This is a genomic window from Methylobacterium sp. Leaf104 (genome assembly GCF_001422885.1).
Classification (GTDB): Bacteria; Pseudomonadota; Alphaproteobacteria; order Rhizobiales; family Beijerinckiaceae; genus Methylobacterium.
In genome coordinates, this window is sequence record NZ_LMMZ01000023.1 from 29415 (window position 1) to 46170 (window position 16756).

At 69.4% G+C, this 16756-nt stretch carries 17 protein-coding genes and 1 tRNA gene; 7 read left to right on the plus strand and 11 right to left on the minus strand.

What is annotated here, in order from left to right; translation table 11 throughout:
* Positions 1 to 30: 30 nt before the first annotated feature.
* The 4 genes from cyoB to ASF49_RS12720 are packed head-to-tail and all read left to right on the plus strand — an operon-like array spanning position 31 to position 3836.
* On the plus strand, positions 31 to 2034 hold the full coding sequence (cyoB, locus tag ASF49_RS12705) for a cytochrome o ubiquinol oxidase subunit I (protein WP_056473268.1): 2004 nt from the start codon (positions 31 to 33) through the stop codon (positions 2032 to 2034).
* A gap of 28 nt (positions 2035 to 2062) precedes the next feature.
* Entirely contained in the window at positions 2063 to 2707 is a 645-nt protein-coding gene (gene cyoC / locus ASF49_RS12710; RefSeq protein ID WP_243214495.1) for a cytochrome o ubiquinol oxidase subunit III, read from the plus strand.
* Positions 2704 to 3081 (plus strand): cytochrome o ubiquinol oxidase subunit IV, encoded by a 378-nt coding sequence (gene cyoD, locus ASF49_RS12715; protein WP_056473281.1) that lies wholly within the window; start codon positions 2704 to 2706, stop codon positions 3079 to 3081. The genes cyoC and cyoD overlap by 4 nt, the downstream gene beginning before the upstream one ends.
* Complete coding sequence (locus ASF49_RS12720) at positions 3081 to 3836, plus strand: SURF1 family protein (RefSeq protein ID WP_056473284.1); 756 nt, start codon at positions 3081 to 3083, stop codon at positions 3834 to 3836. Before cyoD ends, ASF49_RS12720 begins: the two co-directional genes overlap by 1 nt.
* 2 nt (positions 3837 to 3838) lie before the next feature.
* Here the strand turns inward: ASF49_RS12720 and ASF49_RS12725 are convergent, their stop codons facing one another.
* Positions 3839 to 4465 carry an alpha/beta hydrolase gene (locus ASF49_RS12725; RefSeq protein WP_056473287.1) on the minus strand — a complete coding sequence of 209 codons (627 nt, stop codon included), beginning with the start codon at positions 4463 to 4465 and terminating at the stop codon, positions 3839 to 3841.
* A gap of 60 nt (positions 4466 to 4525) precedes the next feature.
* Complete coding sequence (locus tag ASF49_RS12730; RefSeq protein WP_056473289.1) at positions 4526 to 5455, minus strand: ring-cleaving dioxygenase; 930 nt, start codon at positions 5453 to 5455, stop codon at positions 4526 to 4528.
* A 126-nt stretch (positions 5456 to 5581) separates the two neighbouring features.
* On the opposite strand from ASF49_RS12730, the gene ASF49_RS12735 reads away from it, so the two are divergent.
* A complete protein-coding gene (locus ASF49_RS12735) occupies positions 5582 to 6505 on the plus strand; it encodes a LysR family transcriptional regulator (protein WP_056473291.1) in 924 nt (307 codons plus the stop codon).
* A 9-nt stretch (positions 6506 to 6514) separates the two neighbouring features.
* Here the strand turns inward: ASF49_RS12735 and ASF49_RS12740 are convergent, their stop codons facing one another.
* Entirely contained in the window at positions 6515 to 6742 is a 228-nt protein-coding gene (locus ASF49_RS12740) for a hypothetical protein (RefSeq protein WP_056473294.1), read from the minus strand.
* A 174-nt stretch (positions 6743 to 6916) separates the two neighbouring features.
* On the opposite strand from ASF49_RS12740, the gene ASF49_RS12745 reads away from it, so the two are divergent.
* Positions 6917 to 7444: a DUF4142 domain-containing protein gene (locus ASF49_RS12745; RefSeq protein ID WP_056473307.1), complete on the plus strand. Its 528-nt coding sequence runs from the start codon at positions 6917 to 6919 to the stop codon at positions 7442 to 7444.
* Positions 7445 to 7499: 55 nt separating this feature from the next.
* Here the strand turns inward: ASF49_RS12745 and ASF49_RS12750 are convergent, their stop codons facing one another.
* From ASF49_RS12750 to ASF49_RS12770, 5 genes are all read right to left on the minus strand, one after another.
* Positions 7500 to 8306: a transglutaminase-like domain-containing protein gene (locus ASF49_RS12750; RefSeq protein ID WP_056473309.1), complete on the minus strand. Its 807-nt coding sequence runs from the start codon at positions 8304 to 8306 to the stop codon at positions 7500 to 7502.
* A 73-nt stretch (positions 8307 to 8379) separates the two neighbouring features.
* A complete protein-coding gene (locus tag ASF49_RS12755) occupies positions 8380 to 9300 on the minus strand; it encodes a transglutaminase family protein (protein ID WP_056474308.1) in 921 nt (306 codons plus the stop codon).
* A gap of 177 nt (positions 9301 to 9477) precedes the next feature.
* Positions 9478 to 9999: a response regulator gene (locus tag ASF49_RS12760; RefSeq protein ID WP_056473311.1), complete on the minus strand. Its 522-nt coding sequence runs from the start codon at positions 9997 to 9999 to the stop codon at positions 9478 to 9480.
* A 271-nt stretch (positions 10000 to 10270) separates the two neighbouring features.
* The gene (locus ASF49_RS12765) at positions 10271 to 11440 is read right to left on the minus strand and encodes a transglycosylase SLT domain-containing protein (protein ID WP_056473313.1); all 1170 of its coding nucleotides are present in this window, start codon (positions 11438 to 11440) and stop codon (positions 10271 to 10273) included.
* 211 nt (positions 11441 to 11651) lie between these two features.
* Positions 11652 to 11728, minus strand: a tRNA-His gene (locus tag ASF49_RS12770).
* A 239-nt stretch (positions 11729 to 11967) separates the two neighbouring features.
* Here ASF49_RS12770 and ASF49_RS12775 point away from each other — a divergent pair.
* Positions 11968 to 13812 (plus strand): chloride channel protein, encoded by a 1845-nt coding sequence (locus ASF49_RS12775; protein WP_056473314.1) that lies wholly within the window; start codon positions 11968 to 11970, stop codon positions 13810 to 13812.
* A gap of 6 nt (positions 13813 to 13818) precedes the next feature.
* On the opposite strand, the gene ASF49_RS12780 is transcribed toward ASF49_RS12775, so the two are convergent.
* The 3 genes from ASF49_RS12780 to ASF49_RS12790 all read right to left on the minus strand — a co-directional run bounded on the left by ASF49_RS12780 (position 13819) and on the right by ASF49_RS12790 (position 16522).
* Positions 13819 to 14022, minus strand: a complete 204-nt coding sequence (locus ASF49_RS12780; RefSeq protein ID WP_056473321.1) for a hypothetical protein — start codon at positions 14020 to 14022, stop codon at positions 13819 to 13821.
* 66 nt (positions 14023 to 14088) lie between these two features.
* Complete coding sequence (locus ASF49_RS12785) at positions 14089 to 14886, minus strand: YfdX family protein (protein WP_056473322.1); 798 nt, start codon at positions 14884 to 14886, stop codon at positions 14089 to 14091.
* 277 nt (positions 14887 to 15163) lie between these two features.
* On the minus strand, positions 15164 to 16522 hold the full coding sequence (locus tag ASF49_RS12790; RefSeq protein ID WP_056473323.1) for an MFS family transporter: 1359 nt from the start codon (positions 16520 to 16522) through the stop codon (positions 15164 to 15166).
* Between the last annotated feature and the right edge of the window lie 234 nt (positions 16523 to 16756).

The following is a 16756-nucleotide window of genomic DNA, read 5'->3' on the forward strand; positions in this document are numbered from 1 at the left end:
TTCGGCACTCTTCTCTCACGAGCAGGTCCCATGTTCTCCAATCCGGATCTCCAGAAGCTCCTGTTCGGGCGCCTGACGCTCGACGCCGTGCCGCTTCATGAGCCGATCCTCCTCGTCACCTTCGCGATGGTCGGCCTCGGCGGCGTCGCGGTACTCGGTGCACTGACCTATTTCCGCCTCTGGGGTCCCCTCTGGCGCGACTGGTTCACCTCCGTCGATCACAAGAAGATCGGCATCATGTACATCGTGCTGGCCCTGGTCATGCTGCTGCGGGGTTTCGCCGACGCGCTGATGATGCGCGCGCAGCAGGCGATGGCCTTCGGGCCGAACGAGGGCTACCTGCCGCCGCACCACTACGACCAGATCTTCACCGCCCACGGCGTGATCATGATCTTCTTCGTGGCGATGCCGCTCGTCACGGGCCTGATGAACTTCGTGGTGCCGCTGCAGATCGGCGCCCGCGACGTCGCCTTCCCGTTCCTCAACAACTTCAGCTTCTGGATGACGGTGAGCGGCGCCGTGACCGTGATGGCCTCGCTGTTCGTCGGCGAGTTCGCCCGCACCGGCTGGCTGGCCTATCCGCCGCTCTCGGGACCGGCCATGAGTCCGGGGGTCGGCGTCGACTACTACATCTGGGCGCTGCAGATCGCCGGGATCGGGACGCTGCTCTCGGGCATCAACCTCATCGCCACCATCGTGAAGATGCGGGCGCCGGGCATGACCATGATGAAGATGCCGGTCTTCACCTGGACCGCGCTCTGCACCAACATCCTCATCGTCGCCGCCTTCCCCATCCTCACGGCCGTTCTCGCCCTGCTGTCGCTCGACCGCTACGTCGGCACGCACTTCTTCTCGAACGACCTCGGCGGCAACCCGATGATGTACGTGAACCTGGTTTGGATCTGGGGGCACCCGGAGGTGTACATCCTCATCCTGCCGGCCTTCGGCGTGTTCTCGGAGATCGTCTCGACCTTCTCGAGCAAGCGCCTCTTCGGCTACGCCTCGATGGTCTACGCCACCGTCGTGATCACGATCCTGTCCTACCTCGTGTGGCTGCACCACTTCTTCACGATGGGCTCGGGCGCCAGCGTGAACTCGTTCTTCGGCATCACGACGATGATCATCTCGATCCCGACGGGCGCCAAGATCTTCAACTGGCTCTTCACCATGTACAAGGGCCGCATCCGCTTCGAGGTGCCGATGCTCTGGACGGTCGGCTTCATGGTGACCTTCGTCATCGGCGGCATGACCGGCGTTCTGCTCGCGGTGCCGCCGGCCGACTTCGTGCTGCACAACTCGCTGTTCCTGATCGCCCACTTCCACAACGTGATCATCGGCGGCGTGCTGTTCGGCATGCTCGCCGGCATCACCTACTGGTTCCCGAAGGCCTTCGGCTTCAAGCTCGACGAATTCTGGGGCAAGGTGTCGTTCTGGTTCTGGCTGACCGGGTTCTGGTTCGCCTTCATGCCGCTCTACGTCCTCGGCCTGATGGGCGTGACCCGCCGCGTCCAGCACTTCGACGACCCGTCCCTGCAGATCTGGTTCGTCATCGCGGCCTTCGGCGCGCTGCTGATCCTCTGCGGCATCGCCGCCTTCGCGGTCACCCTCGTTGTGAGCGTCCTGCGCCGCGACCAGCTGCGTGACACGACCGGCGACCCGTGGGGCGGCCGGACCCTGGAATGGGCGACCTCGTCGCCGCCGCCGGACTACAACTTCGCCTTCACGCCGGTGATCCACGATCACGACGCGTGGTGGGACATGAAGAAGCGCGGCTACGCCCGCCCCCTCCAGGGCTTCAAGCCGATCCACATGCCGAAGAACACCGCGGCCGGGCTGATCCTCGGGGTGCTGAGCATCGTCTTCGCCTTCGCGATGATCTGGTACATCTGGTGGCTCGCGGCCGTCAGCTTCGCCGCGATCGCGATCGTCTCGATCGGCCACACCTTCAACTACAACCGCGACTTCTACATCCCGGCCGACGAGGTCGTCCGGACGGAAGCCCAGCGGACCTCCCTGCTGGCGGAGCGCGTCTGAGATCATGGCAACCCACGCTTCTCCCGCCATGAACTTCGAGCCGGGCCGAAGCCCGTCGGTGGCGATCCCCCAGGTCGACCCGACGGCCTTCTACGACGCGAAGGGCGAGCATCACCCGGAAGGGAGCACGATGCTCGGCTTTTGGCTCTACCTGATGAGCGACTGCCTGATCTTCGCGGCCCTGTTCGCCACCTACGCGGTGGTGGGCCGGAACTACGCCGCCGGACCGTCGCCGAAGGACTTGTTCGACCTGCCGCTGGTGGCGCTGAACACCTCGATGCTGCTGTTCTCCTCCATCACCTACGGCTTCGCCATGCTGGAGATGGAGAAGGGCGACCTCAGCCGGGTGCAGATCTGGCTGGCGGTGACCGGCCTGTTCGGCCTCGCCTTCGTCGGGCTCGAGCTCTACGAGTTCCACCACCTGATCCACGAGGGCGCCACGCCCCAGCGCAGCGCCTTCCTGTCGGCCTTCTTCACCCTGGTCGGCACCCACGGCCTGCACGTCAGCCTCGGCATCGTCTGGCTGGTGACGCTGATGGCGCAGGTGCACAAGCGCGGGCTGGTGCCCGAGAACAAGCGCCGGCTGCTCTGCCTCAGCATGTTCTGGCACTTCCTCGACGTGATCTGGATCGGCGTCTTCACCTTCGTGTACCTGATGGGAGTCCTGCAATGAGCGCCGCGTCGAAGGCAGGACACGACGACCACGGGCACGGGCACGCCGACGGCGCCAGCCACGGCACCTTCAAGGACTACATGACCGGCTTCGTGCTGTCGGTCATCCTGACCGCGATCCCGTTCATCCTGGTGATGGGCAACGTGATCGGCAACGACCGGATCACCGGCATCGTCATCATGGTCTTCGCCGTGGCGCAGATCGTCGTGCACATGATCTACTTCCTGCACATGAACACGAAGTCGGAGGGTGGCTGGACCATCCTGGCGCTGATCTTCACCCTGACGCTGGTGATCATCACCCTCGCGGGCTCCCTGTGGGTGATGTACCACCTCAACACCAACATGATGCCGCAGCACATGCATATGGGCTGATGGCCGGCCCTCGACCGGCGGCGCGGCGCTCTCGCCTGGCCCTCGCCGCCATCGCCATCGCGGGACTCGTCATGGCGACGGGTCTCGCGGCGCTGGGGACCTGGCAGGTCCAGCGCCGGGCCTGGAAGCACGACCTCGTCGCCCGCGTCGAAGCCCGCGTGCGGGCCGATCCGGTCGAGGCACCCGGCCCCGGCGCCTGGGACGGCCTGACGGCGGAGGCCGATGCCTATCGGCGCGTGCGGGCCTCCGGGCGCTTCCGCAACGATCGTGAGACCCTGGTCCAGGCCGTCACCGACCTCGGTGCCGGGTTCTGGGTCCTGACGCCGCTGGCGCGCGGCGACGGCACCATGATCCTGGTCAATCGCGGTTTCGTCCCTCAGAACCGGCGCGACCCCGCCGCCCGGGCGGACGGGCAGATCGGCGGCGAGACCACGGTCACCGGCCTGCTGCGCCTGACCGAACCGGGCGGTGCCTTCCTGCGCAGCAACGCCCCCGAGGCCGGGCGCTGGTACTCCCGCGACGTCGCCGCCATCGCGGCGGCGCAGGGTCTGACGAGGGTCGCCCCCTACTTCATCGATGCCGACGCCACGCCGAACCCGGGCGGCTGGCCCGTGGGCGGGCTGACGATCGTGCACTTCCCCGACAACCACCTCGTTTACGCCCTGACCTGGTACGTCCTCGCCCTGATGGTGCTGGGCGCGGTCGGCTACACCCTAATCGATGCCCGCCGCGGCGGGCGGCGGGCATCAGCCTGAGGTCAGGCGGCGGCGAGGCCCGCGAGCCAGGCGCCGGCCCGGGTCACATCCGCCTGCGAGAGGCCGTGCCCGACCGGCAGGGTCTCGTGGGTGACGGCGGCGCCGTCGGCCCGCAGGCGTTCGGCGAGCGCGCCCGCATTGGCGGCCGGCACGATCGGGTCGGCCGCGCCCGAGAGCATCAGCACCGGCCGTCCGGCGAGGTCCACCGGCGGCGTCTCGCGCAAAGGCACCATCGGACGCAGCAGCACCGCACCGGCGAGCACCTCGGGATGCAGCAGGAGCAGGGCCGCGGCGATGTTGGCGCCGTTCGAGAACCCGACCGCCACCGGCGCGGCGAGGTCGTAGGCCGCGCGCGCCCCGGCGACGAAGCCGGCGAGGTCGGCCACGCGCCGGCGGATGTCGGCCTCGTCGAACACGCCCTCGGCGAGGCGGCGGAAGAAGCGCGGCATGCCGTTCTCCAGCACGGCGCCGCGCGGCGAGAGCAGGGCGGCGCCGGGCAGCAGGGTCCGGCCGAGGGGCAGGAGGTCGGCCTCGTCGCCGCCGGTGCCGTGCAGGAGCAGGAGCGGCGGCCGGCCGGGCGCGGCGGCGGGCACGAAGCGATGGACGAAGCCCAGGGATGTCTCGGTCATGGCAATCTCGTGGATGGCGGGGGAGGGCGCGCCCGCTCCGGGGGGCGGGCGCCCGTCGCGTCAGGCGATCTCGGGCAGGTGCCCCGCGATCTGGTCCCGGTGCGGCTCCAGGAAGGCCGGCAGCTTGAGGGCGCGGCCCAGGGATTCCACCGGCTCGTCGACGGCGAAGCCCGGCACGTCGGTGGCGATCTCGAACAGCACGCCCCCCGGCTCGCGGAAATAGACCGAGCGGAAGTACTGCCGGTCCCGCTGCTCGGTGACGCCGAGCCCGTGGGTCCGGGTCAGAACCTCCACCATCCGCGCCTGCTCCGCATCGTCCGCCGCCCGGAAGGCGATGTGATGCACCGAGCCGGCGCCCTGACGGCCGGGCAGGAAGCCGCCCACCGCCCGCAGGGTGACGAAGCCGCCCTCCGCGGCGCCGCTGGCGTAGCGGGTCGCAGCCCCCTCGCGGCCGGCCTCCTGGAAGCCGAACACGCCGGTGAGGACCGCCGCCGTGGCCTCCGCCTCCTCGAGGAGCAGGGTGACGCCGTGGAAGCCGCGGATCGCGAACTCCGCCGGGATCCCGGCGCCGGTCCAGGGCGCGTCCGTGTCCGTCGTCTCGGTGCCGACCAGGGCCAGCATCATGCCGTCGGGGTCGCGGAAGCGCAGGGTCGGTTCGCCGTGGACCTGGACCAGGGCCTCGTGGGTCACGCCCTTCTCGATGAAGCGATGGGTCCACCAGCCGATCGCGGCGCGCGGCACCCGGAAGGCGGTCTCCTGGGTCTCGCCGATCCCGACCCGGCCGGGCGCCGCGTGCGCGATCGGGAAGAAGGTCAGGATCGTTCCGGGGCGGCCGGTCTCGTCGCCGTAATAGAGGTGATAGGTGCCCGGATCGTCGAAATTGACGGTCTTCTTCACCAGGCGCAGGCCGAGCACCCGGGTGTAGAAATCGACGTTGCGGGCCGCGTCGCCGGAGAAGGCCGTGACGTGATGGATGCCGTTCGGGGACATGGGACGAACTCCTTCGGGGCCGCACGGCGCCTGGGACCGGCCGTGCTGCGATGACCGGAAGATGGCCCTTGCCTCACCTTTCGAAAATGGAAACGATGGAAAGGCATCGTTTCCGAAAGTCAGCGTATGAAGCTCCCCGATTTCGAGGCCTGGGCCATCTTCGCGAAGGTGGTCGAGACCGGTGCCTTCGGTCGAGCGGCGACCGAACTCGGCATCACCACCGGCACGGTGTCGAAGGCGGTGACCCGGCTCGAGGCGCGGATCGGCGCGCGGCTGTTCCACCGCACCTCGCGCAAGCTGGCGCTGACGGAGGCCGGTGCCGCGGCGCGGGCGGCCGCCGCCCGCATCCTGGCCGAGGGTGAGGCGGCCGAGGCCCAGGCCCGGGACGCGGCGGCGCAGCCGCGCGGCAAGGTCCGGCTCGCCGCGCCGATGTCCTTCGGCGTGCTGCACGTGGCGCCGCGCCTGCCGGACTTCCTCGCGACCCATCCGGGCTTGAGCATCGATCTGCATCTCGGCGACGACCTGATCGACTTGGTCGGCGGCGGCTTCGATCTCGGCCTGCGCATCGCCGCCCTGACCGATTCTTCGCTCCGGGCGCGGCGGCTCTGCACCATCCACCGCTCCCTCGTCGCCACGCCGGACTACCTCGCCCGGCACGGCCGCCCGGCCCATCCGCACGACCTCGCGGTCCATGCCTGCCTCGGCTACGCCTACCTGCCGAGCCCGGATCGCTGGCGCTTCCTCGGCCCCGCCGGCGAGGAGGCCACGGTGGTGCCGGACGGCCCCCTGCGGGCGAACAATGCCGACGCCCTGGCGCCGGCCCTGCGCGCCGGCCTCGGCCTCGCGGTCCAGCCGGACTTCATGGTGTGGGAGGATCTGCGCGACGGGCGGTTGGTGCGGGTCCTGCCGGGCTGGACGCCGCCGCGGATCGACCTCCACCTCGTGACACCGCCGGGCGATCCGCGCCCGGCGCGGGTCACCGCCCTGATCGCGTATCTGGCCCGGGCGCTCTCGGCCGCGCCCTGGGCCGAGGGGCGGGAGGCGACCTGAGACCGGCGCTCAGGCTTCCGCGATCTCGAGGGTGAGGCCGCGTCCACGCAGCACCTTGTCGATGCGCTGGCGCATTTCCGGGCACAGCCGGTTCACCCGCAGGTGAAGCGTGTCGCCCTGCGGCGTTCCGGTGACCCAGAGCCGATAGCGCAGGCCTTCGTCCCGAAGCTGCTCGAGCAGACGCTCGGAGGCGATTCGGTTGGCCTCGTTGTTCATCGCGATGAGGCGTGCATCCATCTCGATCTCTCCTGCTTGCAGGAGTGCAACGCGCAGCGTGGCACTTTTCGTCCCTTCGACCTGGATTCGTGGTGAAGCCGAGCGAATCCAGACCCACCGCAGGAGCCGCGCTTTCGGGGGAACAGAGCCCGGGCGCCGAGGTTCTCGCGGGTGAAACCGCCTGAGGAGGGTGTGATGAGACGCATGGCCATGATCGCCGTCACGGTTCTGCTCGCGGGACCCGCGGCGGCACAGTCGGTGGGCGAGAAGACGGGGGTGAATTCGCTGATCGGGGTCAGCCCCTCCACGGCGGATTTCGTGAGCCAGGCCGGGATCAGCGACCTCTTCGAGATCCAGACCAGCCGGCTCGCGGCCGAGCGCAGCGACGCGGCGACCAAGGCCTACGCCCAGCAGATGATCACCGACCACGAGAAGACCACGGCCGAGATGAAGGCGATGGTCCAGGGCGGGAAGGTCCAGGCGACCCTGCCGACGGCCCTCGACAGCGCCCACCAGGGCAAGCTCGACAGCCTGAAGGGCCTTCAGGGCGACGCCTTCACGAAGCAGTACCACGGCGATCAGGTGAAGGCGCACAAGGACGCCGTCGACCTGTTCCAGCGCTACGCGAAGGGGGGCGACAACCCGGACCTGAAGGCCTGGGCGGCCAAGACGCAGCCGGCCCTCGAACATCACCTGAAGATGGCCCAGGACCTCGACACGTAGGGCAGGCCCTGCCGGGACGGGGCGGGCCATGCCTCGCTCCGGCGCAGCGGCGGGATCAGAAGACCTCGTCGGTGTGGACGTCGAAGCGGGCGAGATGCGCGTAGCCGAAATTGGTGGTGATCGCGACGTCGGTCGCGTCGCGCCCGCGCGCCATCACGATCCGGCCGATGCGCGGCGTGTTGTGGCGCGCGTCGAAGGTGTACCAGGTCCCGTCGAGATAGGCCTCGAACCAGGCCGAGAAATCCATCGGGTCGGGCACCGGCGGAATCCCGATATCGCCGAGGTAGCCGGTGCAGTAGCGGGCCGGGATGTTCATGCAGCGGCAGAACGCGACCGCGAGATGCGCGAAATCGCGGCAGACGCCCTGGCGCTGCATGAACCCGTCCCAGGCCGTGCGGGTGGCGTCGGCGCACATGTAGTCGAAGCGGATCCGGTCGTGGACGTAGTCGCAGATCGCCTGCACCCGGCCCCAGCCCATCGGCGTCCCGCCGAACAGCGACCATGCCGTCTCCGAGAGCTTGTCGGTGTCGCAGTAGCGGCTGCCCAGCAGATAGACGAGCACGTCGCTGGGCAGGTTCTGCACCTCGATCTGCTGCGCGTACGGCGCGTAGGCGTCGGGCAGACCGGAATCCTGGACCACGAAGTCGGCCGAGATCGTCAGGCGACCGGGCGGCGTGACGATGCGCGTGCAGATGTTGTCGAAGACGTCGCGGTAATCCTGGGACGGGATCGGCGGATCGAAACTGATCACGTGGGGGGTCAACACGTCCGGCATCCGGGAGGGATGGACGCTCAACGCGAGGATCATCGGCGTCGGCTGAACCGATTCGAAGGCGATGTCGAACCCAGTCCTGATTTTCATGTCGACCACCTGATCCTGTCCAGAAACACACGCTCTTCGTCTGCGACCGGGCGGCGGGCGCCGCGCCGGTGCGTCAACGCGCCAAGTTCGGATCGGTCACGCGAGGCCCCCCGGCTCCCGGCTCGACTTCATCGACATGTACGCTCACCGTCATGCCCAGGTCGTCCGCCGGAAACCCGAAGAACGATCCGTGCAGCGGTACCGCCTGACGCGGGTCCCGCGCCACCGCGACCCGGATGAGGTCGCGGTTCCCAACGATACCGTTCGTCGGGTCGAACTCGATCCAGCCCGCGCCGGGCAGGTAGACCTGCACCCAAGCATGAGTCGAGCCACCGCCCACGTGCCGGTCGCGATCCCCGCGTGGGTTGTAGAGGTAGCCGGAGACGAAGCGCGCCGCCATGCCGAGGGCGCGCACGGCCTCGATCATCAACACAGCGAAATCACGGCAGCTTCCGCGCTTCAGGCGCAGGGTGGTGACGGGGTCCTGGACGCCCTTCTCGGAGCGGGCGAGATACGCGAAGTTGCGCCGGACGCTGCGGGTCATCTCCGCCAGGAGATCCTGGGTGCCGATCCGGCCGGCGGGCGGCACGAAGCTGCGGGCCCAGGCATCGACCTCGTTGCGGGGGTCGGAATATTGCCGCTCCATCGAGCGGCTGAGATCCGGGATGTCGTCGGCGCCGTAGCCGAAGGGGTAGTAGGCCGCGTGGGCCGCGATCGGGAAGTTCGGTGCCGATTCCGGCGTGTGGTCGAGGGTGATCGCGCATTCGAAGGTGAGCTGCGCGGCGCGGCCCGTGAAGGTCGCGACGGCGACGCAGTTGCCGAAGACGTCGTGGAGCCAGCGCAGACCGCTCGGCTCGGGCGTGATCTTCAGGGTCGCCGAGATCAGGCGCTGGTCGTAGCTGTCGCGCGGTCGGAACAGGATGCGGTGCTCACCGAAGGCCACCGGCTGCCGGTAGCGGTAGGTGGTGAGGTGGCGGACGGACAGGATGGGCAAGGCGAGGGGCTCCACCACGCGGACTCGGCGCGGTCTGGTCGGCACGGACGCTGGGTTCGGGAATGCAAGTCGTGCGCCGGGGCTCGCGCACCGGGCTTCATGCGCCGGGACGCGCCCGGAGTCATCCGCCGAGCGCCGGCTTCGGAACCGGAGGCCCGGCGATGGATCCGCTTCGCGTCAGGACACGATCGGCTGCGGCGCGCTCGTCGCCAGTTCGGCCTCGGTCAGCAGGTCGAAGGGCCGCCAGGGCTTCGCGATGAAGACCGCCTGCTCCGGCAGGGTGCCGGGCCGCTCGGCCCGCCGGCCCGAGGTCACGACCATGCGGGTCGCCGGCCAGAGCAGCGCCACGGCGGAGGCCAGTTGCACCCCGTCCATCGCGCCCGCGAGGCTGACATCGGCGAAGACCAGGGCGACGTCCCCACCGCGCTCGCGCATGATGTTCAGGGCCGCCTCGGCGCTGTCGCAGCCGATCGCGGTGAGTTCGGTATCGCTCAGCAGGGCCTCGGCGAGGGAGCGCGTGGCGGCGTCGTCCTCGACCACGAGGGCGAGCTTGGAGGAGCGTGCCCTGTCCGCGTCCGGACGGGCCTCGGGCTCGGGCTGGACCTTGCGGACGAGAACGGCGAGGTGCTCCGGAACGCCCTCGGCGATCAGGTCGTCGTAGAAGGCGGCGAGAGCCTGGCCGATCCGGTCCAGCGACATGCCGGGACTGAGGCTGTCCGCGAGCGATGTCCGGCTGACGGCGGATGGTGAATCCGCGTTCGTACCTTTCGGGTCCGGCAAGCAGGGCCTCCGCGGTTCGTGTCTCGGGACGAACCCGGAAACGGGCTCGCCGACATTAAAGCCGGGAGGACACGGTCAGTTGCGGTAAATCATCCGCGACGCCGTTCGCCCTGTGCGTTTCGGCATCCGATTTCCGCGCGATGCGGTCGCGGCGACGGCCTGCGGCTTCGCTCGGACGGACGCCGCCGTCTCAGTCCACCGTCGCGTCGGCGTAGGCGAGGATGCCGGCCACCGAGCGCACGTCGCGGTAGCGTTCGCCGCGGGTGCTCATCATCGCCTCGAACTTCTCGTGCACCTGCGCCACCGACAGGCTGACCGCCTTCCGGCGCCCGCGCTGGGCGGCGAAGAAGATGGTCTTGTTGGCGCGGGCCGGGCCGGGCAGCATCGAGGCGGCGGCCGCCTTCGGCTTGTCGACCACGCTGGCGAGGAAGTCCTCGGCATCGTCCGGGCCGAGGAAGTGGGCGAGGTAGACCTCGCCGAGGGTGAGTTCGCGGCCGATGCGCAGGGCGATGCGGGCAGCGTCGCGCTTCAGCATCTCGCCGGCCAGCAGGGCGGAGAGGTAGGGGTCGCGGCGCATCTCGAGGATGCGGGTGCGCTCGGCGGCGTCGAGGACGGTGGGACGCCCGTTGTCGCCGGCGACCACCAGGGCCGCATCCGCGGCGAGGCCGTATTTCGGCCCGAAGTCGCGCACGACGCCGAACCAGGTCCGCTCGATGAACTGGAACAGGCCGGTGGCCGAGGAGGTCTGGGCCTGGACCTCGGTCTTGAAGCTGGATTCCTTGTCGGCCACCGCCATCAGCAGGACGGGGTCGGTCTGCACCGCCTGGGCGGCGCGGACGATCTTCTGCACCAAGTGGCGCCGGATCTTCATCGGCCCGAATTCGAGCACCTCGTTCGGGTCGCCCACCGAGCTCTCGGTCAGGAGGTAGTCATAGGAGACGCGGTCGACGGCGTTGGAGCCGAGTTCGGTGTCGAGGTCGTGCACCGGGGCGAAGGCCGAGGAAGCCGTGATGACGGCGCGCGACGCGGGGGCGATCGCCTGGGCGGAGGCCTGCAGGATCACCGGCACCGGCTGGATGCGCGGGCGCGGCATGGTGATCTCGGTCATCGCGTGGGCCGACTGCACCACACCGGTGTCCGGGCCGACCCCGTAGGACAGCACGGCGCCGAGGCCGCCGGCCAGCAGCAGCATGGACAGGACGGAGCGGGTGAGCGCGGGGCGGCTGCCATGGTCGCGGCCGACGCGGCCCCCGAGGGTCAGGGCATCCGAGGCCGGCGAACCGGTGCCGAAACCGGAGCGCGGCGCGAGCGAGCCCTTGGCGAAGACGGTCCGTGACGATCCGACATTCCGACCCTGCATCTGCGCGACCCAACCCCGTTCCCTGGCGACGGATTGAGATTAGCTTGACAGATGTGGCGACAACACGGCCCAGTTTGGGGCAATCCCGTGGCAAGTTTGGCACGGTGTCCAGAGCGTTTTCGCACATCGCGGCCCGGGCGCGGGCCGAGGGGAAACGCCGAACGCGGCCATGCCCGAGCACGACCGCCGCAGAACCATCATCGGATGGGAATGGTACCACTGCCCCGGCTCGAACGGGGGACCTCTTGATCCACAATCAAGCGCTCTAACCAACTGAGCTACAGCGGCACTGCGGGCGATCTATCCCGAGCCGCGCCGCATTTCAAGCCGCCTTCGGCCGATCGCCGCCAAAAGTATCGGCCGTCCCCCGCCGGTTGCGGCGGGGCGGGCGCGCCCAAGATAGACCTGCCAAAGGTAGACCCGCCGGAGGGCAGAGCTGTCGACGCAGAGCGGGCCGGCAGGCTAAGCAGGGCGCGGGTCCGTCTCCCGCGCGCTCTCCTCCCGGCGCCCGCCCCCGACACCGGTCGATGCCACCGCCACCCGTCTCCTCCCGCCCGCCGCTCGCCCAACAGGTCCTCGTGCAGGCGCCCGGGCAGCTTCGTGCCCTGGTGCGCGGCAGCGAGATCGGCTTGATCGTGCTGGCCGCCCTGATCGGGTGCTGCGGCGGCGTCGCGGTGGCGGCCATGAACCTCGCGACCCAGAGCATGCGCGAGTTGCTCTACGGCCTGCCGCCCGGCCTGCGCCTCAGCGCGGCCACCGACCTTCCGCCCCTGGTGATGCTGCTGGCGCCGGCCTTCGGGGGCGTGCTGCTGGCGCTGTTCACCCTCGCCCTGCGCTGGCGCGGCCGCCCCCGCCGCGCCGTCGTCGACCCGATCGAGGCGAACGCCCTGCATGGCGGCCGGATGTCGATCCGCGATTCCACCGTGGTGGTGATCCAGAACACCATCTCTAACGGCAGCGGCGTCTCCGTGGGGATGGAGGCGGCCTACACCCAGTTCTGCGCCGGCCTCGCCTCCCGCCTCGGCCTGTCGTTCGAGCTGCGCCGGACCGACCAGCGCACCCTGGTCGGCTGCGGGGCGGCGGCCGCCATCGCGGCGGCCTTCGGCGCGCCCCTGACGGGCGCCTTCTACGCCTTCGAGCTCATCATCGGCACCTACTCGATCGCCACCCTGACCCCGGTCGTGGTCGCCGCCCTCTGCGGCAGCGTCGTCGCCCGCGCCCTGGTGGCGCAGACCGCCCTCGTCGCCGTCGAGCGCGCCGACGCCATCGCCACGACGGCGCTCACCACCCTCGACACCGTGCCGAGCCTCGTCCTCGGCCTCGTCTGCGCCGGCCTCGGCATCCTGATCATGCGCGGCGTGACCCTGGTGGAGGCGGCCTTCCGCGCCACCCGCCTGCCGACCCTGTGCGTCCCGATCCTCGGCGGGTTCTGCGTCGGCGGCCTGGCGCTCCTCGCCTCGCCGCAGGTGCTCTCGGGCGGACACGGGGCGCTGCACCTGCACCTCGACGCCCACGGCACCCCCACGAGCCTGTCCGCCCTGATCCTGCTGTTCGTCGCCAAGGCGACCGCCTCGGCGATCTCGATCGGGTCGGGCTTTCGCGGCGGCCTGTTCTTCGCCTCGCTGTTCCTGGGGGCAATCGCCGGCGAGATCTTCGCCGCCGGGATGCCGCTGATCCTGCCCGGCCTCGCGGCCTTCGGGCTGACCCCGCTCGCCTACGCGGTGATCGGGATGAGCGCCCTGGCGGTGGCGGTGATCGGCGGGCCGCTGACCATGACGTTCCTCGCCCTCGAACTCACCGGGAGCTTCCCGATCACCGGCCTCGTGCTCGTGGCGGTGATCGCCTCGTCCCTGACGGTGCGCAAGACCTTCGGCTACTCCTTCGCCACCTGGCGCTTCCACCTGCGCGGCGAGAGCATCCGCAGCGCCCACGACGTCGGCTGGATTCGGAGCCTCACCGTCGGGAAGCTGATGCGCCGCGAGGTGCCGACGGCCAGCCTCGATCAGACCCTCGCGACCTTCCTGCGCAAGCACCCGCTCGGCTCGCCCTCGCGGGTGGTGATGGTGGACGGCGACGGGCGCTATGCCGGCATCATCCTGGTGCCGGAGGCCCACGCGGCCCTGCGGGAGGCGGCGGACGGCTCGCCCGATCTCGCCGGGCTGCTGCGGCACGCGGACGACGTCCTCACCGCCGACATGAACGCCAAGGTCGCCACGGCGATCTTCGACCGCACCGAGAGCGAGGCCCTGGCGGTGGTGGAGGACCTCAAGACCCGCAAGGTCATCGGCCTCCTCACCGAGAGCCACACCCTGAAGCGCTACAGCGAGGAGCTGGACCGGCAGCGCCGGGCGGTGCTGGGCGAGACCGGTTGAGGGCGCTCAGGTCGTCCGGCCGGTGACGCGGCGCCAGCCGACATAGCCGCAGGCGAGCAGGCTCGCCCCGCCCATCATGACGAGGCTCCAGCCCCAGTCGCTCGGCAATTGCCCGTCCACCGGATGCAGGACGAGCCCCGTGGCCAGCACGAGACCGAAGCCGGTGACGATGGCGGAGACCAGAAGCCCGAAACGGATCCCGATGCCCATGGGAAGAGTGCCTTCTCGATCGAGATGGGCCGGTCGCCCTCGCGAGGCGGCCGGCGGGTCGGAGCATCACTTCTGCGGCGCGGTCGAGGCCGTCGCGGCGGCCGGGGTCGCGGTCTTCTGCGGGGTGCCGAGCACGTCGACCACGTCGAAGCGGACGCCGTCCTCCACCTTCTTCAGGAGGGCGTTGCCCTCGTAGTACTGGCCCTGGCCGATCAGCTTGGCGGCCTGGTCGACCTCGGTCGTGGTCTGGTTCAGGGGCACGACGGCGAGGACGAAGTTCACGTCGACGCCGGCGAGCTTCAGCCCATCCATGGCCGCCTTGCGGTCACCCTTCTCCAGGCTCTTGTTGGCGCTCGCCACCGCGGCGGCCTTCGTCGGCGTCGCCACGAAATCCTCGCCGAGGGTCAGCTGCCCGTCGACCGGGAGCCAGGCGGTGGGCGGGGTGGACGCCTTGGCCGGATCCGCCGGCTTGGTCGTGTCGGCCTTCTTGGTCGTGTCGGCCTTCTTGGCCGTGTCGGTCGGCTGGGCCGGAGCGGTCGGCTTGGCCGGGCCGCGCAGGTCCGCCTCGGCCTTGGTGTAGACCGCCTCGTCGGTCTTGGCCTTGGCCAAGGCGGCCTGGGCCTTTCCGATCAGGTCCTTGGCCAGGGTCGGATCGGCGTCGAAGATGGCGATCCGGGCGAGATGCAGGTCGTGGAAGGCCTGGGCGCCGTCCTTCGACAGCTTGCCCACGTCCGTGTCGGCCGCCTGCTGCGCGGCGCCGACCGGCGGAGCGGCCGGGGCCTTCACGGCGTCGTTGGCGAGGGCGACTCCGCCGAGGAGGGAGGTGGCGGCGAGGAAAGCGGCGACTGTTCTGGTCTTTGTCATGGCAATACCTCCGAAGACGAGCGGCGCCAAGCATCTCGGGCCACCTTGACCTGTCCGCGCCGAAGCTCTCTTCTGATCTCGACTGTGATCCCGCTCCTTTTCGAAGTCACCTTAAAGAATCGTCAGGTTCGGTTCATGCGATCCGGCTTGACAGGGGCCGGGATCGGGCGGCCGCCCTCGCGCGAACGGGCGGCCGCCGGCGCCCGGAAACCGGGCATGAAAAAAGCACGCGGTGCGCCGGCACCGCGTGCTCCCGGAGTTCGGAAAGATCGTCGTCTCAGGCGGCCGAGAGCCGGGTCTTGCGCATCAGGGCCTCCTCGACCGTACCGTCGCCGTCGAGGTAGCCGTGCCGCTTCGGGTTCGGCATGATCAGCGAGCCGATGAAGGCGATGCCGAGCATGACCGTCACGTACCAGAAGAACGTGCTCTCGGAGCCGACCTGCTTCAGGTAGAGCGCGACCATCTCGGCGGTGCCGCCGAACAGTGAGTTGGCGATGGCGTAGGAGAGGCCGACGCCGAGCGCCCGCACCTGCGTCGGGAACAGCTCGGCTTTCACGATGCCGCTGATGCCGGTGTAGAAGCTGATCACGATCAGCCCGATCATGATCAGGGCGAAGGACAGGACCGCGTTCTGGGTGGACCCGATCGCCGTCATCAACGGCACCACCATGAGGGTGCCGAGGCCGCTGTAGAGCAGCATGTTGGCCTTGCGGCCGATCCGGTCGGAGAGCCAGCCGAAGAACGGCTGGATGATCATGTAGACGAACAACGCGGCCGTGGAGATCTGCGAGGCCGTGACCTTGTCGATATGCGCCGTGTTGAAGAGATATTTCGGCATGTAGGTGGTGAAGGTGTAGAAGCTCAGCGAGCCGCCGGCGGTGTAGGCCAGCACCACGCAGAATGCGCGCCAGTGCTTGAACAGGGCCGAGAAGGTGCCGGAATCCTTCTTGGCCATGTCCTCCTTGGTGGCCGTCTCGTCGAGGGACGAGCGCAGGTAGAGGGCGACCACCGCCGCGATGGCGCCGATCACGAACGGGATGCGCCAGCCCCAGGCGGTCAGTTCCTGGGCGGTGAGGAAGCTCTGGAGGATGATCAGCACCAGCGAGGCGAGGAGCTGGCCGCCGATCAGGGTGACGTACTGGAACGAGGCGAAGAAACCGCGCCGGCCCTTCACGGCGATCTCGCTCATGTAGGTGGCGCTGGTGCCGTACTCGCCGCCCACCGACAGGCCCTGGATCATCCGGGCGAGCAGCAGCAGGGCCGGCGCGAGCTGCCCGACCGTGGCGTAGGTCGGCAGCACCGCGATCATCAGCGATCCGGCGCACATCATCAGCACCGAGATCAGCATCGACGTCTTGCGGCCGAGGCGGTCGGCGATGCGGCCGAACAGCCAGCCGCCGATCGGGCGCATAAAGAAGCCCACCGCGAACACCGCGGCAGATTGCAGGAGCTGACTGGTGCTGTCGCCGGCCGGGAAGAACACCGGCGCGAAGTAGAGCGCGAAGAACGCGTAGCAGTAGAAGTCGAACCACTCGACGAGGTTGCCCGACGAAGAGGCGACGATCGCCTTGATCCGGCGTCGGTTGTCGGCGGCGTCTTCCGCCTTCGTTGTGATGGTGCCGGCCCCACCTGTCATCCGTTCCGTCCCTGTGCTCTGCGCAACGCCGTTCCGCGGCTCGCTTTGGCGGGACGTTACCGCCTGAGCCGATTTTCACAAGGGCGATCAGCAGGTTGCAGGAGACAGACAAGCTCATCATGAAATCAGGCTGTGGAAGACCCAAGCTTGAGCTCGGCTGGACTGATCCGACAGGTCGGAAATCTGGAGCCTGAAGATCAGCGCAAGAAAACCGGGAACGGTTTGTCGAAGATG